Origin of the sequence: Staphylococcus sp. GDX8P114P-2 (genome assembly GCF_017892945.1) — a bacterium.
Lineage (GTDB): Bacteria > Bacillota > Bacilli > Staphylococcales > Staphylococcaceae > Staphylococcus > Staphylococcus arlettae.
Genome location: NZ_JAESMB010000012.1, coordinates 1 through 23,655, shown reverse-complemented (window position 1 = coordinate 23,655; position 23,655 = coordinate 1). Strand labels below are relative to the sequence as shown.

General features: G+C 33.1%; 22 protein-coding genes and 6 tRNA genes. 7 read left to right on the top strand and 21 right to left on the bottom strand.

The annotated features are described in order from the left end of the window. Positions 1-70: 70 nt before the first annotated feature. From KA845_RS06225 to KA845_RS06200, 6 genes are all read right to left on the bottom strand, one after another. A complete protein-coding gene (locus KA845_RS06225; protein WP_002510364.1) occupies positions 71-454 on the bottom strand; it encodes a thiol-disulfide oxidoreductase DCC family protein in 384 nt (127 codons plus the stop codon). 197 nt (positions 455-651) lie between these two features. Then, complete coding sequence (locus KA845_RS06220; RefSeq protein ID WP_103388809.1) at positions 652-2,034, bottom strand: EVE domain-containing protein; 1,383 nt, start codon at positions 2,032-2,034, stop codon at positions 652-654. A 142-nt stretch (positions 2,035-2,176) separates the two neighbouring features. Further along, positions 2,177-2,410 (bottom strand): hypothetical protein, encoded by a 234-nt coding sequence (locus tag KA845_RS06215; RefSeq protein WP_103388808.1) that lies wholly within the window; start codon positions 2,408-2,410, stop codon positions 2,177-2,179. A gap of 19 nt (positions 2,411-2,429) precedes the next feature. Next, positions 2,430-3,368, bottom strand: coding sequence for a type I phosphomannose isomerase catalytic subunit (locus tag KA845_RS06210; RefSeq protein ID WP_002510361.1), 939 nt, complete (start codon positions 3,366-3,368; stop codon positions 2,430-2,432). A gap of 390 nt (positions 3,369-3,758) precedes the next feature. Continuing rightward, the gene (locus KA845_RS06205; protein ID WP_021459011.1) at positions 3,759-4,463 is read right to left on the bottom strand and encodes a FadR/GntR family transcriptional regulator; all 705 of its coding nucleotides are present in this window, start codon (positions 4,461-4,463) and stop codon (positions 3,759-3,761) included. 163 nt (positions 4,464-4,626) lie between these two features. Next, positions 4,627-5,280, bottom strand: coding sequence for an SDR family oxidoreductase (locus tag KA845_RS06200; protein WP_002510359.1), 654 nt, complete (start codon positions 5,278-5,280; stop codon positions 4,627-4,629). Positions 5,281-5,428: 148 nt separating this feature from the next. Here KA845_RS06200 and KA845_RS06195 point away from each other — a divergent pair, with 148 nt between their 5' ends. Beyond that, positions 5,429-5,734 (top strand): ArsR/SmtB family transcription factor, encoded by a 306-nt coding sequence (locus KA845_RS06195; protein WP_103388806.1) that lies wholly within the window; start codon positions 5,429-5,431, stop codon positions 5,732-5,734. 18 nt (positions 5,735-5,752) lie between these two features. After that, positions 5,753-6,679, top strand: a complete 927-nt coding sequence (gene czrB, locus KA845_RS06190) for a CDF family zinc efflux transporter CzrB (protein ID WP_103388805.1) — start codon at positions 5,753-5,755, stop codon at positions 6,677-6,679. Positions 6,680-6,745: 66 nt separating this feature from the next. On the opposite strand, the gene KA845_RS06185 is transcribed toward czrB, so the two are convergent. Further along, positions 6,746-7,477 (bottom strand): metallophosphoesterase family protein, encoded by a 732-nt coding sequence (locus KA845_RS06185; protein WP_002510356.1) that lies wholly within the window; start codon positions 7,475-7,477, stop codon positions 6,746-6,748. Positions 7,478-7,607: 130 nt separating this feature from the next. Between KA845_RS06185 and KA845_RS06180 the strand changes: the two genes are divergently transcribed. After that, entirely contained in the window at positions 7,608-8,690 is a 1,083-nt protein-coding gene (locus KA845_RS06180) for a hypothetical protein (RefSeq protein WP_107377064.1), read from the top strand. Between the two features lie 145 nt (positions 8,691-8,835). Here the strand turns inward: KA845_RS06180 and KA845_RS06175 are convergent, their stop codons facing one another. The 4 genes from KA845_RS06175 to glmS all read right to left on the bottom strand — a co-directional run bounded on the left by KA845_RS06175 (position 8,836) and on the right by glmS (position 12,817). Next, complete coding sequence (locus KA845_RS06175; protein ID WP_021459013.1) at positions 8,836-9,693, bottom strand: HAD family hydrolase; 858 nt, start codon at positions 9,691-9,693, stop codon at positions 8,836-8,838. Positions 9,694-9,714: 21 nt separating this feature from the next. Beyond that, positions 9,715-10,497: an ABC transporter ATP-binding protein gene (locus KA845_RS06170; protein ID WP_103388803.1), complete on the bottom strand. Its 783-nt coding sequence runs from the start codon at positions 10,495-10,497 to the stop codon at positions 9,715-9,717. Positions 10,498-10,540: 43 nt separating this feature from the next. Next, positions 10,541-10,891 (bottom strand): DUF2200 domain-containing protein, encoded by a 351-nt coding sequence (locus KA845_RS06165; protein ID WP_002510352.1) that lies wholly within the window; start codon positions 10,889-10,891, stop codon positions 10,541-10,543. Between the two features lie 120 nt (positions 10,892-11,011). Beyond that, positions 11,012-12,817 carry a glutamine--fructose-6-phosphate transaminase (isomerizing) gene (gene glmS, locus KA845_RS06160; RefSeq protein WP_002510351.1) on the bottom strand — a complete coding sequence of 602 codons (1,806 nt, stop codon included), beginning with the start codon at positions 12,815-12,817 and terminating at the stop codon, positions 11,012-11,014. 610 nt (positions 12,818-13,427) lie between these two features. Between glmS and KA845_RS06155 the strand changes: the two genes are divergently transcribed. The 4 genes from KA845_RS06155 to KA845_RS06140 are packed head-to-tail and all read left to right on the top strand — an operon-like array spanning position 13,428 to position 18,566. Continuing rightward, positions 13,428-14,954, top strand: coding sequence for a PTS mannitol transporter subunit IIBC (locus KA845_RS06155; RefSeq protein WP_200670021.1), 1,527 nt, complete (start codon positions 13,428-13,430; stop codon positions 14,952-14,954). A 27-nt stretch (positions 14,955-14,981) separates the two neighbouring features. After that, entirely contained in the window at positions 14,982-17,036 is a 2,055-nt protein-coding gene (locus KA845_RS06150) for a BglG family transcription antiterminator (protein ID WP_167868150.1), read from the top strand. After that, positions 17,029-17,463 carry a PTS mannitol transporter subunit IIA gene (locus KA845_RS06145; RefSeq protein WP_002510348.1) on the top strand — a complete coding sequence of 145 codons (435 nt, stop codon included), beginning with the start codon at positions 17,029-17,031 and terminating at the stop codon, positions 17,461-17,463. The genes KA845_RS06150 and KA845_RS06145 overlap by 8 nt, the downstream gene beginning before the upstream one ends. After that, entirely contained in the window at positions 17,463-18,566 is a 1,104-nt protein-coding gene (locus KA845_RS06140; protein WP_002510347.1) for a mannitol-1-phosphate 5-dehydrogenase, read from the top strand. Before KA845_RS06145 ends, KA845_RS06140 begins: the two co-directional genes overlap by 1 nt. A 92-nt stretch (positions 18,567-18,658) precedes the next feature. Here the strand turns inward: KA845_RS06140 and glmM are convergent, their stop codons facing one another. The 10 genes from glmM to KA845_RS06090 all read right to left on the bottom strand — a co-directional run bounded on the left by glmM (position 18,659) and on the right by KA845_RS06090 (position 23,619). Next, complete coding sequence (gene glmM, locus KA845_RS06135; RefSeq protein ID WP_002510346.1) at positions 18,659-20,011, bottom strand: phosphoglucosamine mutase; 1,353 nt, start codon at positions 20,009-20,011, stop codon at positions 18,659-18,661. Positions 20,012-20,041: 30 nt separating this feature from the next. Next, positions 20,042-20,974, bottom strand: a complete 933-nt coding sequence (locus tag KA845_RS06130; RefSeq protein WP_002510345.1) for a CdaR family protein — start codon at positions 20,972-20,974, stop codon at positions 20,042-20,044. A gap of 1 nt (position 20,975) precedes the next feature. Next, on the bottom strand, positions 20,976-21,782 hold the full coding sequence (gene cdaA / locus KA845_RS06125) for a diadenylate cyclase CdaA (protein WP_002510344.1): 807 nt from the start codon (positions 21,780-21,782) through the stop codon (positions 20,976-20,978). Positions 21,783-21,992: 210 nt separating this feature from the next. After that, entirely contained in the window at positions 21,993-22,895 is a 903-nt protein-coding gene (rocF, locus tag KA845_RS06120) for an arginase (RefSeq protein WP_103388800.1), read from the bottom strand. A 232-nt stretch (positions 22,896-23,127) separates the two neighbouring features. Beyond that, positions 23,128-23,200: transfer RNA gene (locus KA845_RS06115), tRNA-Lys, on the bottom strand. 3 nt (positions 23,201-23,203) lie between these two features. Then, positions 23,204-23,278: transfer RNA gene (locus KA845_RS06110), tRNA-Gln, on the bottom strand. 4 nt (positions 23,279-23,282) lie between these two features. Then, positions 23,283-23,366 (bottom strand) — tRNA-Tyr (locus tag KA845_RS06105). Positions 23,367-23,384: 18 nt separating this feature from the next. After that, positions 23,385-23,460 (bottom strand) — tRNA-Val (locus KA845_RS06100). Positions 23,461-23,469: 9 nt separating this feature from the next. After that, a tRNA-Glu gene (locus KA845_RS06095) sits at positions 23,470-23,541 on the bottom strand. Positions 23,542-23,544: 3 nt separating this feature from the next. Further along, a tRNA-Asn gene (locus KA845_RS06090) sits at positions 23,545-23,619 on the bottom strand. Positions 23,620-23,655: the final 36 nt, after the last annotated feature.

Genomic DNA, 23,655 nt, shown 5'->3' with positions numbered 1-23,655 from the left:
TTATTCTAATTTACTAATGATTACGTGGAGTTTCTACATTTCCTACTTTTACGACTGACAAATTTATACTTTAGTCAATAAAGAACGATTGTTCATAGGCATTAGGCTGATGCCAATGCGTTTTCCACATATTATTTCTATTCTCTGCAAAAAAATTATAACCAATATTACTAATAAAATTAGGCGTAACTTTTAACAAAGCCCCTAACCATTTAAATTTCGTTAATGAAAAAATTAACGTAGCTATTGCTTCCGATTTAAATTGTAGTTGTTCGCCATTTTGTAATATTACACTATCGAAGCGGTTTGCTTCTGGAAAAGTTTGTCTTAATTGGTCACCTGCTGTACTTTTTAGTTTGGCAAATTGATAACGCCGTGATAAGCCATTTTGAATGAGCCATATTGCAAAATTATAACAATAAACACAACCGCCATCATAATAAACTATAGGCATTTAAACACACCTCTTTCGAATATGATACTTTTATTATACCTTTTTTCATACTTTTTCAATCATGGTACAATAATTAAAATTCAAGTAAACAATGTGCTAAGCAACATCGTTTTTTAAATTAATAGCCTTTATTGTATAAATTACAACACGATATCTTATAACAAAAAAACTGGGACATTATGCTGTCCCAGTTTGATTTATAGATTTTGGTTATCCTGATTTACTTTAACAATTCTAGTATATTTTAAAAACTGTTCAGAATAACGTTGTTTGATTTCATTTAAACTTTCATAAGTTATCCCAACTATATGCCAGTTAGGATTAAAATGATAAAAAGAATCTTTTTGACGTGACCATTTAATCATATTCCCATGTTTATTATAACGAGGCATGGTCACTTCATAACCTTCTAAAACATTTATAAATGTCTGAAAAACATCAGGATTAATACGATTAAAATTGTCGATTACAAGGTAACTTCTATCAGTACGTGGCATTAAATCAGTAATAAACCCTTCTCTAAAGTACATTGCTCCTGATTCATTAGGTAAATATTTACCATATAACATATCTTCAGTAAAATCTGGATGACCTGAAGTTATCACTGGATTGGCATTCGTTTTATGCAATAGGTTTTCAGCTGCTTTCAGACCCTCGTCACCAGGTTCAACTACTAATAAGATAAAAGGCTTAACGTCATCATCTTGTACTGGCATATTTGAGTCTTTATGTACCGATTCAAATTGTGGTTTCACGCCATTATTTTCACTTAATTCTTTAATTGCTTCATATTGTGTTTGAGATAAACTCGCTATGGCTTGTTTCGCATTTTCTTGTAGAAAATATAAGTTTTTTAATTTTGGATGTTTATTTAGTGTAGATAATGTCAATGGTGTGATGTGATGTTCATATAGTACTTCAATTGCAGTACTATTTGTCCTACCTGCAATTGGCGATTTTTCGTGTATATGTTGTGTGACTTCTCCAATACCTACCACAGATTGATCCATTTTTTTATTATAAAAAACAAGCTTATCCCCTTGCTCTAATTGAGTATAAAAGTGATAGCCATTACGTTTAATACCATTGTAAGTATGCGTAAACAAAGTGTAAGTTTGATTAGGTTCAAACGTATCTTCTTCAGAAATAAAGAAATAACGTGGCACTTTCACCGCGCCAGTACCTAAACTTACAATTAAATTAAATTCTTCTTCTGTTATTTGGTTAAATAAGGTTTCTTTCATATTACTCATTCTGAACTCTAACAATTCACTACGTTTTAAGTAATCTGCAGTTAAAGGATTCAATTGTGCCTTTAATTCAAAATGCACTCGGATTTTATTTTGTGCACCTGTTTGCACACTCGTAATTTCGCCATAGCCTAATAGCCCTGTATTCATTTGTACTTGATAAAAGATTACTTGGTCGCCTACTTTAGCTTGTTTAAAGGCACGAAATCCTTGTGATGGATTAAATTGAGCACCGGATTCGAATAATGTAGTTTGACCTACTAATGGTTCATTATGATTCCAGCGATTATAACCGCAATTTAACCAAAAATAACTTGTTTCCTCTGTCATTTACGATACTCCCATCTTTTTTGTGAAATTCTATCTGTCAATTATATTCATACATTATTCCTGAAAACAAATGTAACCTGCTTTTCAGGAATACTTAATTGTATTATTTAACTTGTAGTCTCTTTGCTATACTTATTGTTTTTTACATATTGATTTGTGTTAGAGCACCTAACAATGGCATAACGTTGATAAGTATGCCTCCCAATTTAAGCGTTACTTTCACGTCTTTCTCAGGAAAAGTTACAATTGTACAAACTATACCTAAGAATGCTACAACCATTGGAAAAATAAGAGAAGGATACGGTGGTATATTTAAAAACACACCTGCTCCAGCTAGCAAACCACAAATAAGTGATATATATAAAAACTTATACAAACATATTCCTCCTCTTTCATTACATATAACTAATAATAACTTCGAGCTCACCTTCAAATACAGTGTCTAAATCATCTGACGTTAAAATAAAATTGTCAGCATGGTTCACACTGTAAACTTCACCATCAATTATAACATTGCCTGATCCTTTTAAAATTGAAACCAATACAAATTCTCTCGGTTTCATGTAATTTAACGTCCCTGTAATTTGCCATTTGACAATAGTAAAGAAATCATTGGAGACAAGTTTTACCTGTTTATGATTTTCAATCAGTTCAGTATCAGGTCTTAAGTTTAAATCGTCATCTTTAATCTCTAAAACATCTTGAGCCTTATCCAATTGTAAAGATCGGTCAAGGTAGTCTTGTTGATTTCGTTCATAATCGTAAATGCGATATGAAACATCTGAGGATTGCATTGTCTCATAAACTATAATACCTTCCCCTACTGAATGGACTGTTCCCGCCGGTATAAAATAAAACTCTCCTGGTTTGACTTTCACCGTATTAAAAAGATTATCAAAATCAGCATTTGCTATTTTGTTAAGTGCTTCATTTTTAGATTTAACATTTAAACCATAAATAATTTCTGCACCTGGTTTTGCATCTACAATATACCAACATTCAGACTTCCCATATTGACCATTTTCATGCTCATATGCATAGGCGTCATCAGGATGTACATGTACTGAAAGTGGTGCTTGTGCATCTACCATTTTAGTCATTAAAGGAAAATCTTCACTTGGAAAATCACCAAACATTTCTTTATTATTTGTCCATACTTTATCTAATGTTTGACCTTTAAATGGTCCATTTATAATTTCGCAACGTCCATTTGGATGAGCAGAAATGCCCCATGCCTCCCCAACATTATCACTGGGTAAATTATATCCATAGCGTTCTAAGTTGTTACCGCCCCATACTTTTGAATGGAATACAGGCTTTAAAAATAACGGCATACTACACCTCCGACAATTGTTCGTTTTCATGTTTGAATCACTAGTACACTAGCATATCTCATATTCATTGGAACTGCTTGTTATAGTTCAACTTTTACTAGTTAATGATCACGTATTATCACATGAGTATTGTTCAATTTATTTCTTTATGTATTATAGCAAGTCTCAGTTGATAATAATAGTATATTCAAATATAACTACTTTTTAAGTGCATAGACTGTTGATTGTTTATCAATAATTAAACATCAAGTTATAATAATGTTTCATACTAAGATGCTTCGAGGGATACATTGTGCTATGTCCAAACGTATTGCTTTGCTTATCTCCAAGTCGAATGAATACTTATCGCGTTGAACTAACCCTTACGTAACCATTCTATATATAAAAACATTACTCTTTTTTCTCTTTGAAATTTTGTAAAATAGTTGCTTTTATTTCTGATAAGTGAGCTTCCATCGCTGCGATTGCTTGCTCTTCTTGTTGTTGCTCAATCGCTAAATAAATCGCTTCATGTTCTTCATAAAGTTTTTCCATCGTTTTTTGCTTACTATATATAAAAATCTTACGTGTCTCTTTCATCGAATCTTGCATTAAACCTGAAATATTATTCATTAATTCTACTAATAATGAATTATTTGCGGCTTGAGCAATAGAAAGATGAAATTGCAAATCGGCAGCTTCTCCCGATGTACCATCCGACACAGCTTTCCCCATATCTGTTAAAGCCTTTTTCATATTTTCTAGATCTGTTGCCGAACGTTGAATTGCAGCTTTACCTACGGTAGTACGTTCAATAATCTCACGCAACTCTAGTAGTTCCTCAACTTGTGTTAATGAATTGAATTTTTCTCCGATTTCAAAAAAGATAGGTTCTTTTTGTTTAATAAAAGTACCATAACCTTGTTTAATTTCAATAACGCCAATAGTCCTTAAAGCGTTTAATGCTTCTCTTATTGATGCTACACTAACACCATAATTTTGAGCCAATTTTTGTATAGATGGCAACTTATCGCCAACTTCATATTCTCCTGTTTTAATTTGTTCTAATAACAAATCTGCAACTTGTTCGTAAATTTTTACGTTCGAAATCTTCATTGTAGCTCCCCCTTACAATATCACAATTATATCAAATTATTTGCACTAATAATTAATGAAAGTCAATTCTTCCATATAATAATAAAAAAAGAGTGGGAAAATAATCAAATCAAACTAAATTTGATTTCATTTTCCCACTAAATATGATTAACATGCAATTCAATTATTTAAATTTATTAATTGCAGTTGTTAGTTCTTCTGTACCACTAATAATTTGGAATTCTGAATTATCGAAACCTGTTGTTGTTAATACTTGACTAATTACAGAGGCAACATCTTCTCGGGGTATAGTTCCTTTGCCATCAAAGAAAGCAGCCGCATCAACTCTACCTGTTCCCGCTTCATCAAGTAAACCACCTGGATGGACAATGACATAGTTAAGACCAGAACGTTTTAAATGTTCATCCGCATAGTGCTTGGCAATCGTATAAGGTTTTAATGCGCCACTCTCATCAAATGCTTCTCTTCTAGAATCATAAGTAGATACCATCACATATTTTGACACATGATTTGCTTTACTTGCTTCGATAGTTTTCACAGCACCATCTAAATCGACAATAATTGTTTTATCAGCACCTGTATTACCACCAGAACCTACTGAAAATACAACTTGATCGAATCCTTTAAATTTATCTGTCAGTGTCTCAATACTATCATTTTCAACATCGATAAGTTTGGCATCTATGCCTTTTCCTTGTAAATCATTTATTTGTTCTTCTTTTCTAACACCAGCAGTAAATGTTTCACCTGCATTTTGCAATTGCTGAATCAAATATTTACCTACACCACCATTAGCACCGATAACTAAAGTACTCATTACATATACCTCCTCATATTTACTAATTAATATACAGAATATACCCAATTGCTAATAAACAAAACTAATACGCTCACTTTTGACATGAGTAACGCTTTATATTAATATATGAATATAAATACATATATTAATATAAAGAGGTGATTGTTTGACTCAACATTTTACTGATATAGCTCCAGACTCTCTTGATACAGTCACTACCATTTTTAAAGCACTAAGTGATGGTACTAGAATCCGTATAGTAAATTTATTATCACAAGGTGAATGCAGTGTAGGCCATATTTCTCACACGTTACAAATAAGTCAATCTAATGTTTCACACCAATTACGTATACTTAAAGAAGCACATTTAGTCAAAGCTAATCGTCAAGGCCAATCAATGATTTACACAATTGATGATACGCATGTCACTACATTGCTACACCAATCATTACACCACGCTGAACATCAATAATGAAAAGAGGGATGACTTATGTCTTCACATAATCACGACCACAATCATAGCCATGTGCATACAAATAACAAAAAAGTATTATTATTTTCATTCATAATTATTGCTATCTTTATGGTAGTAGAAATTATTGGTGGGTTTGTAGCTAATAGTTTAGCTTTACTATCTGATGGGTTACACATGTTTAGTGATGCCATATCGTTAGGCGTAGCCTTAGTTGCATTTATTTATGCGGAAAAACATGCTACTTTAAACAAAACATTTGGTTACAAGCGCTTTGAAATTTTAGCAGCGTTGTTTAATGGTGTTACATTATTTGTTATCGGTATTATGATTATTATTGAAGCAATAAAACGTATGTTTAACCCAATCGAAGTCCAATCCACAGAAATGTTCATAATTAGTGTTATCGGCTTAATTGTTAATGTCATAGTTGCTACGCTTATGTTTAAAGGGGGCGATACTAAAGACAATATCAATATGCGTGGCGCTTTTTTACATGTCTTAGGAGATCTGTTGGGTTCTGTAGGAGCAATCGTTGCTGCTATCATCATTTGGATTTGGGGATTTACTTTAGCCGATCCAATAGCTAGTATTATCGTATCGTTATTAATTATTAAAAGTGGCTGGGGTATTACAAAATCATCTGTCAATATATTGATGGAAGGTACACCGTCGAACATTGATATGGAAACTGCCATCAGCGTATTAACAGAAGAACCAGAAATCATCGCAGTACATGATTGTCACTTATGGACTATTTCTAATGACATCAATGCATTAAGCTGTCATGCAGTCGTCTCCCCAAAATTAAGTATTGATGACTGTGAGTATATCTTACAACGTATTGAACATAACCTAGCACATTTAAATATTCAACATATGACTATCCAATTAGAAACACCTAAACATAAGCATGACGATCACACATTATGTACATTGCATTAATTACAAAAGACACGATAAGCAAACACCGTAATAAATTGATATGGTGTGACTTATCGTGTCTTTATATTATAGAAATTTATCAAAAATTAATGATTTACCAGGTACTTGTTTTTCATCAAACCCACGTAAAAATTCTTCATTATCATATGCTACTTTAACTCGGTCAATAGAGATGACATCCTCTTCAATAGTAACCAATCCATAAACAGCATGAGCACCATTGTTTAATCCCACTGCTCCTGGATTAAAATATATCTTTTCTTTGTCATCAAACAAATGAACTGTATGATTATGGCCAAAAACAATTAAATCAGCTTGTTTATCACTAAATAACGTTTGCATTGCTTCTTCTGTAGGTTCAGTGATTGGACTGAATGGTTGTTTATCAATCGGTGCACTCAACTGCTCATTCGGTATTTCATAATGAATAAATAAAACTTTTTTATTTCCAAATTTTTTCTCTATTACTCTCGGTAATTCATTTAATTTGTCATAATAATCTTCATCTAAATGATTTTCAATCCACTGATGATGTTCAAAAAATTTATCTTTTAAATCTTCTGGGTAAGGAGTATCGTTAACTAACGACATAACCGCTTCATCATGATTGCCGGCAATAATTTCCATGTCATCTCTGTCAAAAATATAATCTAGAACTTTATTCGTTTCATGACCCACACCAATATTATCTCCAAGATTATAAATTTTATCTACATCGCCTTTTCTATCAATATCATCTAATACCGCTTCGAGTGCATCAAAATTACCATGTACATCAGTAATAACTGCAAATTTCATGATGATGTCTCCTTTCATTATTTCTCATTAGGACATTTTAACATTTTATACCTGTTTTGTTACCTATTAATTTTAAAAATTTCATTTTTTTGATATTGTGATTATATCACTAAAAAGGAGTGCTTAAATTTTGTTTAAATTTCATAAACTTGCTATACGAAATGCCAAACCACAAAATGGGAAAATTTTAATGTTTACTATAGTAGGTTTTCTCATAGCAATGATATTAGCATATCTTGCTGTCTTACCAGTTCAACCAGCTATCTATAAATTTGCGATAGCACAAGCAACACAACAACCTATAGGTTCATCTATATTTATGATTATATTAGCCATTATCATACCATTAGTAGTATTTTTATTCATTGGCTATCCACTAATTTCAAGTGTACTATATACTATAGATAAAGCTTTAACAAAGCAAAATACTAAATTCACAGATATTTTTTCAACATTTAAAAAAGGTAAATATCTAAAATCTGTAATTTTAGGATTAATCACATTAATATTTTTCATCGTATTAATGCTAGTAAATTTATTATTAGGTAAATTGCTTAACTTTTTAATAGTTAAAGGATTCTCGGCATTACAAGGTCCTATCAGTAGCTCATCAAATGCTTTAGGTATTTCATTAACTATACAAATTATCGCAGCCACAGTTCTAGTGTTTATCCTATCATTTGTTTATTGGCTATTTGTTGTCATCATCGTTAACTATACTTTATCCTTTGTGAAAAACCCTAATTTAGGCGCATGGAAAGCAGTTAAACAAGGTTTTGCAAAAATTAAAAATGGTAATAAAACTTGGTTTAAATTTTATTTAGGATTATTATTACTTAATTTAATTGTTATATTATTTGCTAACCCAATAAGTCAATTAGTTAATATTTTAACTGGTGGCATATCTCAAACTGTAGCAGTAGCGCTAGCTTATGCAATTACAATTTTAGTTATTGTTATTCGTTTAGTTGTTTACTATATTAACTTGTTAGCAATTATCCAATATCATATTGAAGATGGTTCAACTGCTAACTTAGCATCTAGTAAAAAGAAAAAAAGTGATGACAAGAGCTTAACTAATCAAGTAAAACAACAAACAACTGATGACACCACTGCATCATCAAATATTAAAGATGACGCAAAAAAACAAGCTTCTGATACTCAATCAAAAGCTGAAGATGTCACAAAAGATATCAAAGATAAAAAAGAATAATTAGTGTGTAATTAAAATGTAGGAGACTTATTTAAAGTCATCCTAAAAAATGACTAATCCTTTATTTAAAGGATTAGTCATTTTTATTATCTTAAACGTTATTATTTATTTTAATAAAAATCAATGTCTTAACTTTTGCTCTATGTTATAACGTTAAAAACTTTTGTTGTAAATAATGTGCTGCACCATCTTCTTCATTAGTTAAAGACGTCACTTCATCGCAAAGTGCTTGAATTTCTGGGCGTGCATTTTTCATTGCGACGGTGTGCTGACCAAATGCAAACATCGCACGATCGTTATCACTATCACCAATTACTAATGTTTCACTTTGTTTAATACCAAAATACTCTATCATTTCTTTAATGCCCGTGCCTTTATCAACGTTATATGGCATTGTTTCTGCATTAAAGCGGGATGAATTTGACACACTAATACTGAGATTTTCTTTTTCTTCACCTAACATTGCTCTAAATGCTGTGATTTTATCGTATTCAGGTGAAAATAAATAAATTTTCGAAAATTTTTGGTCTACCAATTCTGTAACCCATTCTACCTTGTCTTTGATCGCATCTTTTCTTGAAAACCATTCACTTTCCCCTACATTTCCAGGCGGGGTATCAGCCTCAAACATCGTCATTGCCCATCGTTTGTCTTCCGCTAAAATAACGCGTGTTGAATCAAAAGGAAATACCTCATAGTAAATACCTTGTTGTCGTGCTTTTTCAACAATTTGTGTGACTGATGCTAAAGTTAAACTATGTTTAAATACTTCTTTATCATCAACCATACCTAGCGTCCCATTTGAACTAACAATGCCATCTACACTAAAATTTTCTGGTACTAAATGATGAATTTCATTATGTGCTCTGCCTGTTGCTAAAAATACTTTATATCCTTGTTTTTTTAGTGCATCAATAGTACGGACTGTAGTATCACTCACAAAATTATCTTTATGTAAAATTGTCCCATCCATATCTAAAAAAATTGCTTTAACTTTAGTCATTTCATATCCTCCAGCTCTTGTTTAATCATTACTAAAAAGTGCATATCTATTATTTTGATAAGCTACTTTAACATTTTTATTAAAAAATTCCGATAATGTAGTGTCGTTCAATATTTCAGTTATTGGTCCCGCTTTATAGCAAACGCCATTTTTCAGTAATAAGCCCTTATCAATTTGTGGTGTAATTTCTTCAACAAAATGAGTCACATAAATAACTGCTAAGTCAGGATTATCGACATACATTTGTTCTAACGCTTGTAGCAAGCTTTCCCTAGCAATAAAATCTAATCCGGTAGCAGGTTCATCTAGCACAAGTAACGATGGATTCCCCATTAAAGCACGTGCTATTAATACGCGCTGACGTTCCCCTGTAGATAAATAGCCATAATATTGTTGTTCAAATTCTGTCATACCTAATTGCGCTAAATAAGTTTGCGCAGCTTCCTTATGGCTTTCAGTTGGTTGTTGAAACACACCTATAGATTTAAAAGCTCCACTGATAACTACATCAAGTACTCGCTCCCCATCTTGAAATCGATTCATTAAACTATGCGATACAAATCCAATATGACTACGTACATTTTCTGCAGAATAACCAATTTTACCTGGTGTCATACCAAATAATGTCATCTTGCCTGCTGTATTAGGTTCATAAGCATTTAAAATATTAAGCAAAGTTGTTTTGCCAGCACCATTTAAACCATACAACATCCAATGTTCCCCTTTATGAATTTGCCATGAAACATCAGACAAGATATTGTTCCCTTGTTTACGTCGTGCAATGTGTTCCAAATCAACCAACATACGTGTCACCGCTTTCTATCTTGTTTTTACTTAGATAATAATATTACTTATCAAGTATAGTAGCCAACGACTTACCTTTAGCCACATCATCAATTAATTTATCCAAATATCTAATTTCTTTCATTAAGCTTTCTTCCATATTTTCTACTCTTACACCACATATCACACCTGTTATGTTCCGTCTTGATGGATTTAATCGAGGAGCTTCAGCAAAAAATGTTTCAAAATCAACATCAGCATTTAGTTGTTGATGCAACGTTTTAATATCGTAACCCGTTAGCCAACTGATCACTTCATCTACTTCATCTTGCGTTCTACCTTTTTTCTCAACTTTCGTGACATAATGTGGATACACTTTATTGACAGCCATCGTATATATTTTTGGTTGTGACATTAGCGACACCTCACTTTGCGTTAACTTTAGTTAATATCCATAGTTTACCATTTAATATAGCAGATAAAAATAGAACCATATGACAAATATCATATGATTCTACTTTAATATGTGTATTAATTATTCAACTGTAACTGATTTTGCTAAGTTACGTGGTTTATCAACATCTAAGTCTCTGTGTAATGCTGCATAATAAGAAATTAATTGCAACGCTACAACTGATACTAATGGAGTTAATAACTCGTGTACATGAGGAATGACATAAGTATCTCCGTCCTTATTAAGACCTTCCATTGAAATAATACATGGATTTGCTCCACGTGCTACAACTTCTTTCACATTACCACGAATTGATAAGTTTACCTTCTCTTGAGTTGCTAAGGCAACAACAGGTGTACCATCTTCAATAAGAGCTATTGTACCGTGTTTCAATTCGCCACCAGCAAAACCTTCAGCCTGGATATATGAAATTTCTTTAAGTTTCAACGCGCCTTCTAAACTAACATTATAATCAATAGTACGGCCGATAAAGAAAGCATTTCTTGTTGTTCTTAAGTAATCAGTCGCTACTTGTTCCATTACATCAGCATCATCAACAATTGCCTCGATCGCCGTTGTTACTTTTGCTAATTCACGTAATAAATCGATTTCTGATTCTTTACCATGTTCTTTAGCAACAATTTGTGACAAGATTGATAATACAGCAATTTGTGCTGTGTATGCCTTAGTTGAAGCTACAGCTATTTCAGGACCAGCATGTAACAATAATGTATGATTTGCTTCACGTGATAACGTTGAGCCAGGTACATTTGTTATCGTTAATGATTTATGTCCTAATTTATTAGTTTCTACTAATACTGCACGACTATCTGCTGTTTCACCAGATTGTGAAATGTAAATGAATAATGGTTTTTCTGATAATAGTGGCATGTTGTAAACAAATTCTGACGCTACATGTACTTCTGTTGGTACACCTGCCCATTTTTCAATGAATTCTTTACCAACAAGACCTGCATGGTAACTTGTACCTGCTGCAATAACATAAATTCTATCAGCTTGTGCTACATCTTTAACAATATCTTTATCAATTTTCAATTCACCATTGTCATCTTGATATTCTTGAATGATACGACGCATTACAGCTGGTTGTTCATGAATTTCTTTCAACATATAATGATCATAAACACCTTTTTCAGCATCTGCTGCATCAATTTCAGCAGTATAAGCTGCACGCTCTTGTTCTTGGCCATTTTGATCTTTAATGATTACTTTATCTCTTTTAACAATAACAATTTCATGGTCATGAATTTCTTTATATTGATTTGTTACTGTTAACATTGCAAGTGCATCTGACGCAATAACATTAAAATCATCGCCGACACCAATTAATAATGGAGATTTATTTTTAGCTACAAAAATTGTTTCATTATCGTGGCTATCGATTAAACCTAAAGCATAAGAACCTTCTAATAAAGATACAACTTTACTAAAAGCCGCTTCAGTTTCTAAACCTTGATTTGAGAAATGTTCAACTAATTGTACAATTACTTCAGTATCTGTATCAGATAAAAATGTTACATCTGCTAAATATTCATTTTTTAATTCTTCATAGTTTTCAATGACACCGTTGTGAACTAAAGTAAAACGTTCAGTCGCTGATTGGTGAGGATGTGAGTTTTCATGGTTTGGTACACCATGTGTTGCCCAACGTGTATGACCAATACCCACATTACCGTCTGTATTTTCACTATCAGTTACTTTTCTTAACTCTGCAATACGACCTTTTTCTTTAAATACTGTTGTACCTTCTTCATTCACAACAGCTACACCAGCTGAATCGTAACCTCTATATTCTAATTTTTCCAAACCTTTTAATAATAATTCTTTGGCATTATCATGCCCAATATATCCAACAATTCCGCACATATTTAATTTCCTCCAGTTGTCTAGCAACAGGGGGTTCTCGTATAAAAATAGCTCTCACTGTATTGATGCTTATTATTATAAATCACTTAAAAAAGTACAGAAATCCCCCTATTGCAGTATAATCGTTTTCGTTATTTGTTTTATGGCTAACTTATTAACTTTGTGCACAAGGTTGCCCTAGTGTTTTCCTTAATAAGATAACGAATGAGCCACATCCGAGATAGCATCCGCCGAAAAATCGATAACTATCTTCCTCGTCTACAAGCTTCATAGTTAAGACATATTAGTATTTCTGATTAAACACTAAATCTTGGACTTAATTATTCATCACTTGCACAGGCGCTTTAAATTGATATTACTTTCACTTTGCCCTCCTTCCACTCAATAAAACTATTGTACAACTTATATATATCCTTTGGCAAACTTTTTATGACTTTCAGTAAATTAATTGTAAATTTTTTATTAAGATGTAAATCATTGAAACCTATTTTTGGTAATGACAATTATGTCATGAATCGTGTGCCAAAGTTGAAATTAGTTTATATTGTGGCTAACGTGGTAAAACCCTTACAATTAAAGTATAAAAATTATAGAAAAAGAGGTGCATATTATGTCTCAAGCTCAGACTGAAGAAAAGAAGGGTCTTGGTCGTAAAGTACAAGCATTTGGGTCATTTTTAAGTAGTATGATTATGCCAAATATTGGTGCATTCATCGCTTGGGGTTTTATCGCTGCCATATTTATCGACGGTGGTTGGTTCCCAAATAAAGATTTGGGCGGCTTAGCTGGTCCGATGATTACGTATTTAATTCCATTATTAATCGCTTATAGTGGTGGTAAATTAATCCATGACATGCGAGGCGGTATTATTGCAGCTGTAGCAACAATGGGTGTAATTGTTGCATTACCAGATACACCAATGTTGCTAGGCGCTATGATTATGGGGCCACTTGTTGGTTGGCTCATGAAAAAAACCGATGAATTCATTCAGCCTAGAACACCACAAGGTTTTGAAATGTTATTCAATAATTTCTCTTCTGGTATTCTAGGTTTCATCATGACAATAGTAGGATTTAAAATATTAGCTCCTATTATGCAGTTTATAATGCATATTTTATCATTAGCAGTAGAAGCATTAGTTCATGCTCACGTTTTACCATTAGTAAGTATCATTGTTGAACCTGCAAAAATTGTTTTCTTAAACAATGCAATTAATCACGGTGTATTTACACCATTAGGTGCAGACCAATCAGCTTCAGCAGGTCAATCAATCCTATATACTATTGAATCAAATCCTGGGCCAGGACTTGGTGTGTTATTAGCATATATGATTTTTGGTAAAGGCACTGCTAAAGCAACGTCTTACGGTGCAGGAATTATCCACTTCTTTGGTGGTATTCATGAAATTTATTTCCCTTACGTTTTAATGAGACCGTTATTATTCATCGCAGTTATTTTAGGTGGTATGACAGGTGTAGCAACTTACTCATTATTTGATTTTGGATTCAAAAGCCCAGCATCTCCAGGGTCATTTATAGTCTATGTTTTAAATTCTCCTAAAGGTGAATTACTATACATGATTATAGGTGTCGTTTTAGCGACTTTAGTGTCATTCTTAGTATCAGCTATTATTTTAAAATTCACAAAAGAACCTAAACAAGATCTTGAAGCAGCTACTGCCAAAATGGAAGAAACTAAAGGTAAAAAATCTAGTGTATCTTCTAAATTAGCAAGTAGTGAAGGTGCTGCAACAGCTGACGCTAGTGAACAAGAAAATAGTGAAGCTGACGACGATGGTGATTTATTAGATAATTATGATACGGAAAATGTAGACGCTCATGATTATAGTAAAGTAAATCATGTCATATTTGCTTGTGATGCAGGAATGGGTTCAAGTGCGATGGGAGCTAGTATGTTACGTAATAAATTTAAAAAAGCAAATATTAAAGACGTTAACGTAACTAATACGGCAATTAATCAATTACCATCTGATGCACAACTTGTCATTACTCAGAAAAAATTAACTGACCGTGCAATCAAACAAGTACCAAATGCTATTCATATCTCAGTTGATAATTTCTTAAATTCCCCTAGATATGACGAATTACTAGCAAACTTAAATCAAGAAGAAAATTAATATAAACAGTCAAAGGAGGACACGACTATGTTGTTAAGTACCCGTGAAAAAGAAATTATTGCCATGTTAATTAAATACCATGGTCAATATGTAACAATTTACGATATTGCTCAACATCTAGCAGTGTCCTCTCGTACTGTTCATAGAGAGTTAAAATCAATTAAAAGCGCATTGGCCAACTTCAATATCACTTTAGAACGCGTTAATAAAAAAGGTTTGCAATTATTAGGGAATACTATTCAAATCGAACATTTAAAACGATATATTCAACAACATACCACTGTTGATTTATCAGTAGAAGAACAAAAGGTAATTATACTTTATGCTTTGATTCAATCGAAAGAATCTATAAAGCAATATAGTTTAGCACATGAAATTGGTGTCTCTATCCAAACATTGACTAAATTGTTAGATGACTTAACTGAAGAATTATTACAGTATCAACTGGTACTACAGAAAAAAAGAGGAGAAGGTATCTATTTAAATGGTCCTGAATCCAAAAAAAGAGAACTCTTAAGTCAACTCATGGTTAATAATTTAAATAGTACTAGTGTTTATTCAGTCATTGAAAATCATTTTGTCTATCAATCTATTAACCAAAATCAATTAAACATGGTAGACATGGATAAAATATTCCAAGTAGAACGTATTCTTATGGACCATTTAGGTCGCTTACCCTACACCCTAACAGAATCAAGCTACCTTACATTAACTGTTCATATTGTATTAAGTATTGATCGTATGTTGAATGGTGATTATGTTTCATTAAACGATGAATTATATAATGACATACGTCATACATTTGAACATGAAATAGCTACTGCTTTAAGTTTACATTTGGAACATATTTATGGCGTAGCGTTTAATCAAGCAGAGATTGGTTTTATTACTATACATTTACGTGGCGCAAAGCGTAAAGATTCTAATCAAGTAGATAGTAGTGATGAAAGTGAACAGTTCCCAATTGATACTTTTATTACACAAGTATCACGCATCTCGCAAATTTCATTTGATAATACTGCAACATTAATTGAAGGACTTAAATTGCATATCATTCCAGCAATAAATCGTCTTAAAGCGAATATTGAGACATATAATCCTTTAACTGACATGATCAAGAAAGATTATCCTTTATTATTTGCTAGTGTAAAGAAAGCACTTTATATGGTATGGCCTAAACTGCAATTTCCTGATAGTGAAATAGGCTTTATTGTGCTTCATTTTGGAGGCGCAATTAATAAGAAAGCTACTACAGATTTTCATGTGTTAGTGGTATGTAGTAGCGGAATTGGCACAAGTCAAATTTTAGCTGCACGCTTGCAACAATCATTTCCAGATATCACTAGTACGACACAAGCGTCAGTCGGTGATTTAGTTGATTTAGATTTACAACGTTATGCAGCAATAGTATCAACGGTTGATTTAGATATTTTCGCACCTTATATAACTGTCAATCCGTTGTTACCAGATACAGATATTAATCATGTCGCATCTTTCATGAAACTACAACAAACACAGTCACAACAATCGTCTGAACTTGAATCTAATATCAACATAAGTATTCAACATCAAGATGATACTTTGCGTTATATACGCAATGGTTTAACTTTAATTGATAATGTAAATATTGAATATACAGATGTTGCAGAAATAAATGATTATTTAACGACACATTTATATCAACAACAAATTATAAACGATGTACAGTCATTCGCTGATGAACTTCAACAACGTTCATTGACACAAAATTATATTTTGGACCCCTATCCAATCGCTATACCTCATTTAAAACATCGATTGATTTTGCGTCCATATATATTAGTTACAATATTAAATCAGCCAATGGAAGTTATTGATGATCAAAATGACAAACACACTATTCAGTATTTACTTGCTATGTTTGCACCAGAGGATGACTTTAGCGCTGAAATTATTAGCCGCTTCTCTAGTGCCTTTGCAAATCATTTAACTGAATTGGAAACACTTATGTTATATCCCGAACGCATTCGGGAATTGGTGAAACAAAGCTATTTACAAGAATTACAAAATAAATTACAAGATGGAGTGGATAATTATGACTGAATTATTTAGTAACGAAAACATTTTTTTAAACGCAACTGTGAGCAACCGTAATGAAGCCATTGAACAAGCTGGCCAAGCATTAGTGTCAAGTGGTGCAGTTACCGATGCATATATTCAAGCTATGAAAGACCGTGAAGAAGTTGTTTCAACATTTATGGGTAATGGCTTAGCTATTCCACATGGTACTGACGAAGCCAAAACAAGTGTTTTAAAATCTGGTTTAACTTTACTACAAATTCCAAACGGCATTGACTGGGATGGCGAAGAGGTAAAAGTTGTTGTAGGTATCGCTGGTAAAGATGGTGAACATTTAGATTTACTATCTAAAATTGCAATCACATTTAGTGAAGAAGAAAATGTTGACCGTATCGTTAATGCTTCTTCTGCTGAAGAAATCAAACAAGTATTTGAGGAGGCTGAAGCATAATGAAAGCATTACACTTTGGAGCAGGTAACATTGGACGAGGATTTATCGGTTATATTCTTGCCGATAATCAGGTTAAAGTTACTTTTGCCGATGTTAATGCAGAAATTATTGACGCCTTAGATCAACAACATGAATACGATGTTATTTTAGCTGATGAAGCTAAAACAACAACTCGTGTTCATAACGTTGATGCAATTAACTCAGGACAACCTTCTGAGGAATTAAAACAAGCTGTATTAGAAGCTGATATAATTACAACTGCAGTTGGTGTCAATATTTTACCTATCATCGCAAAAAGCTTTGCACCTTATTTAAAAGAAAAACAAAATCATGTCAATATCGTTGCGTGTGAGAATGCTATCATGGCTACGAATACATTAAAAGAAGCAATATTAGATATTACTGGTCCATTAGGTGATCATATTCATTTTGCTAACTCTGCAGTAGATCGTATAGTACCTATTCAAACAAATGACAATATTTTAGATGTTGTAGTTGAACCATTTTTCGAATGGGTGGTCGAAAAAGACGCATGGCATGGTCCAGAATTGAACCATATTAAATATGTTGATGATTTAACACCTTACATTGAACGTAAGTTACTAACAGTTAACACTGGCCATGCTTTCTTAGCATACGCAGGTGCTTATCAACAATTACCTACAATACTAGAAGCTATTAAAAACTCACAAATTAAAGATGGTTTACATGCGGTATTAAAAGAAACAAGTGCTTATATTACTAAAGAATTCAACTTCAATGAACAAGCACAAGCACAATATGTCGATAAAATCATCGGTCGTTTTGAAAATCCTAATCTATCAGATGAAGTAACTCGAGTAGGTCGTGGTACTCTTAGAAAGATTGGGCCAAAAGATAGAATTATCAAACCACTGACATATCTTTATAATCACAATCTGCCACACGACAATTTAACTAAGTTAGCTGCATTATTATTAAAATACGATGACGTTAACGATCAAGAAACAGTTGAAAAAAATAAATATATCGATACTCACGGATTAGATGGTTTCTTGAAAACGTATGCTAAAACAGATGATCACTTAACTACTGAGATTATAACAGCTTACAATCAATTATAACTTCAGTATCAATAATGAGTTATCGTAAATTTTCAGTTCAAAAAAAGGATGAGACACAAATCGTGTCCCATCCTTTTACTATATTATAAATCTTAATCCAAGCCCATTTTTTCTTGTACAACATCCGCAATAGTTTTAGCAAAACGTTGGGCATCTTCATCTGTCGCAGCTTCTACCATAACACGTACTAATGGTTCTGTACCTGAAGGTCGCACTAAGATTCTACCCTCGCCATTCATTTCAACTTCTACTTTAGTCATAATTTCCTGAACGTCTATATTTTCTTCTACTCTATATTTATCTGTAACGCGTACATTTACTAATGATTGTGGATATTTTTTCATTTGAGCTGCAAGTTGACTTAATTTTTTACCAGTAAGTTTAATTGTAGCCGCAAGATGTACGCCTGTCAGTAATCCATCTCCTGTAGTATTGTAATCCATCATAACAATATGTCCGGATTGCTCGCCACCTAAGTTATAATTACCTCTACGCATTTCTTCTACAACATAACGATCTCCAACTTTTGTTTTATTAGATTTAATTCCAGCTTCATCTAGCGCTTTATAAAAGCCTAAGTTACTCATTACAGTAGATACAATCATGTTATCATTTAACTCATGATTTTTAGCCATTTCTTGACCTATGATAAACATGATTTGGTCTCCATCTACAATATCTCCATTTTCATCAACAGCAATAAGTCTATCACCATCGCCATCAAAAGCTAATCCGAAATCTGCTTCTGATTCAACTACGGTTTTAGCTAATGTTTCTGGATGAGTTGAGCCTACTTGTTCATTTATGTTATAACCATCTGGATTACAACCAATAGTTACTGTATCAGCTTCTAAATCACCGAATAAAAATGGTGCTAATGATGAAGTAGATCCATGTGCACCGTCTAATGCTATCTTCATACCATCTAAATCAACATCAATTGTAGATTTTAAGTAACTTATATATTTTTGAGCGCCTTCAAAGTAATCAGAATAATGCACAATGGCATCACCTACTGGTCTTGGCAGATCCGGATTTTCTTGGTCTAAAAGTGTTTCAATTTCTTGTTCTTGCTCATCTGATAATTTAAAACCATCTGAACCAAAGAATTTAATACCATTATCTGCAACTGGATTATGGGAAGCGGAAATCATAACACCCAACTCTGCTTCCATTGCCTTAGTTAAATAAGCAACACCTGGAGTTGAAATTACACCTAATCGCATTACTTCTGCACCAATTGAAATCATACCAGCGATTAATGCTGATTCAAGCATTTGTCCCGATACTCGTGTATCTCTTCCAACTAATACTTTAGGGTGATTTTTCCCTTGATTATGGGCTAAAACATAGCCACCGTAACGCCCTAATTTAAATGCGAGTTCAGGAGTTAGCTCTTTATTTGCTATCCCTCTAACTCCATCTGTACCAAAATATTTTGCCATTTTTATTTCTCCTTTTGCTCTATAATTATATTATTTAACTATAACTTTTGCAGTAGTGTCATTAGGTTCTACTTTAGATACTTCATCCGGAACATCCAGCTGTACTGACTTGTCTGTTGTTTCTGATATATTATCTAAGTCTATTTCACCTTTTATCTCATCTACATCTTCAAGTTCTTTTCTGTTACCAAAAACCTCTACTTCTTTATCACTTAATTCGATGTCATCTATTTCTTTGCCATTTGCTAAACTGCCAGTTGTTTTAGTCTTAATTTTCACCTTTTTACTGTATGGCTCTACTTTAGCACTTAAGTTCACTTCTTCTGGCTGAATAGAAACATCTAATTTATTTAAGTTTCTATCAAATGCTGTGATTTTGGCAACATCAGTTGTATCTTTACTAATTTTACTATTATTTTTATACGTTGCTTTCAAGTACGCAATTTTATCAATTTGATCTTGTCCTCCTGTTACTTTCACAGTATCAGGCGAAACAGATTGTTCACTCACTTTATAATCTGCATCGACATCATTACTACTTACATCTGGCTCAACTTTTAAGTTTTTCGTTACTTTTTCTTCTAAGTTAACAGTAGCCTCTTTAGGCTTCACATCATAATCTATATCTTTGTTTAAGCCATGAACTTTAAACTGTGTTGTATGTCGTCCAGATTTTTCACTGTTTAAATCAAGTGTTACTTTGATATTTTGTCCATTTTCAGCTTTTAAAATTTGCGACTGTGGACCAGATATTTCTACATCAACTGTTTCAGGTACTTTACTAGCATATAATTTATTACTATTATATTTTACTTCCACTGGAACATCTTGAAGTGTCTCTGTTGTCTTTTGACTAAATTTGTCTGCATTAAACATATTTCCAAACACATTATTTGCAGATAAAAAGAAAAACACAGCGAGAGCTAAAGCAATTAAGCGTAAACCCCATTTACTTTCCAACATATTATTTCACACCTTTCTGTTGTAAGTGTGAACCAAACCAATGTTCTGCCAATAATTCTTCAAATGCTTCAGTGGATATATCTTTACGTAATTTGCCATCAAATGTTACTGAAATAGATCCTGTTTCTTCGGATACAATAACAGTAAACGCATCTGATACTTCTGATATACCAACAGCTGCTCTATGTCGCGTACCTAGGCTTTTAGCAATTTTAGCACTGTCTGATAGAGGCAAATAGCATGCCGCACTGGCGATTTTATTTTCTTGAATAATCATAGCACCATCATGCAACGGTGTATTTGGAATGAAAACATTTGTTAACAATTCTTGAGAAATATTGGAATTCATTGGAATACCAGTTTCTATATAATCTTGTAAACCAGTATTTTTTTCAAAAACAATTAAAGCACCAATACGTCTTTTTGCCATATATTGCACTGCTTTTGATACAGCTACTATGAGTTTATTTTCATCACTGTTAATATTACTACCATAGCGCTTAAATAAACTACCTCGGCCTAGCTGCTCCAAAGCTCTTCTAATTTCTGGTTGGAAGATAACAATTAATGCTAATACCCCCCATTGAATAACTATATCGAACAAGCGCGATGTTGCCGTTAAGCTCAACATTTTACTTATTTGTTGTCCGATTACTATTACGATAATTCCTTTTAATAATTGAATGGCCTTTGTACCTTTAAATACTGTAATGAGAAGATAAAGTACGTACCATACGATTAGTAAGTCTAGTACACTTGTTATTATTTTAACAGTGTTCCAATTATCAAATAAGCTGGATAAATCCATAACATCTCCTCCGGTATTCTAATCCCATAATATGTATTATACCAATCTTCGCTTAGCCTGTCATATCATGCCTGTTCATTATATAAATAACTTTGACATTAAATTAATTATTTATCAAAATTATAGCTTATTATTTATACCCTTAATAAGATAACAATAAAAGACGTTTATGATGAAAAGTTGATTCATCATAAACGTCTTTTGCACTTACTATAATAAAGTTTCTCCGAAGAAACTACCCATTAAACAGACAGCTTGTTCAGCTGTGTGATTGTTTTGATCAATTAATGGATTTACTTCTACAACATCCATTGATGTAATCAAATTAGTATTGTGCAGCATTTCTAAAGCAAAATGGCTTTCTCTGTATGTAAGTCCACCTAATACCTTAGTACCTGTACCAGGTGTTTCCACTGGATCAAGTGCATCAACATCTAGTGACAGGTGAATTCCATCTGTTTTGTCTTTTAGATAAGATACTGATTCTTCCATTACTTGCTTAATACCGTTTCTATCAATATCAGCCATAGTATAAGTTTTGATATTATTTTCTCTGATAAAGTCACGCTCACCAACATCTAAGTCTCTCATACCTATTAATACAATATTTTCAGGTTTCACTTTAGGTGCATAACCAGAGATATTCACTAATTGTTTATCGCCATCCCCTAGCAATACCCTTAAAGGCATACCGTGGATATTCCCTGATGGAGATTCTTCAGGAATATTTAAATCACCATGGGCATCGTACCATATAATACCCAAATTTTCATAATGTTGACTAACCCCTGATATAGAACCAATAGCAATAGAATGATCCCCACCAATGATAAGTGGAAAAGCTTGATTTTTTATACTGCTAGAAACTGCATTACTTAAATTTTCAGAAACCTCAATAATTTCATTTAAATTGCGTAATCCTTCTTGTTTACCTTTGAATTTTTCAACGTCAACAGCAGGAACGGCAATATCTCCTTTATCTTCTACTGAATGACCTATATTTTTAAGTCGCTCTACTAGTCCAGCATATCTCAAAGCATCCGGTCCAAAGTTCACCCCTAATTTTCTTTGTCCAAATGTAGATGGTGCTCCAATAATATGTATGTTCTTCATATTCTCATAACCCCTTTGTAAAGAATTTAATATAAGAATACGTTATCATTAACTATCTTTCAAGTTTTCTTAGTACTGAGAAAGCCCGACATGACAGGCAAAATACATATAAAATCATAATTTTGATTTAACATTCATTATATACAACATTCATGTATATTTTATCAAAAAAAATGTATATAAAATTTCATAAAAAAAGAAGTACTTTCTTATGAAAGTACTTCTTCAATAGTGAGCCATAGAGGATTCGAACCTCTGACCCTCTGATTAAAAGTCAGATGCTCTACCAACTGAGCTAATGGCTCTAATGGCTGGGCTAGCTGGATTCGAACCAGCGCGTGACGGAGTCAAAGTCCGTTGCCTTACCGCTTGGCTATAGCCCATTAATGGTGGAGGGGGGCAGATTCGAACTGCCGAACCCGAAGGAGCGGATTTACAGTCCGCCGCGTTTAGCCACTTCGCTACCCCTCCGACATTATAAAATAAAAATGGTGGAGAATGACGGGTTCGAACCGCCGACCCTCTGCTTGTAAGGCAGATGCTCTCCCAGCTGAGCTAATTCTCCAATATGTAATGACCCCGACGGGACTCGAACCCGTGTTACCGCCGTGAAAGGGCGGTGTCTTAACCGCTTGACCACGGGGCCATATGGCTCCACAGGTAGGACTCGAACCTACGACCGATCGGTTAACAGCCGATAGCTCTACCACTGAGCTACTGTGGAATAATTTTATTACAATGCCTGGCAACGTCCTACTCT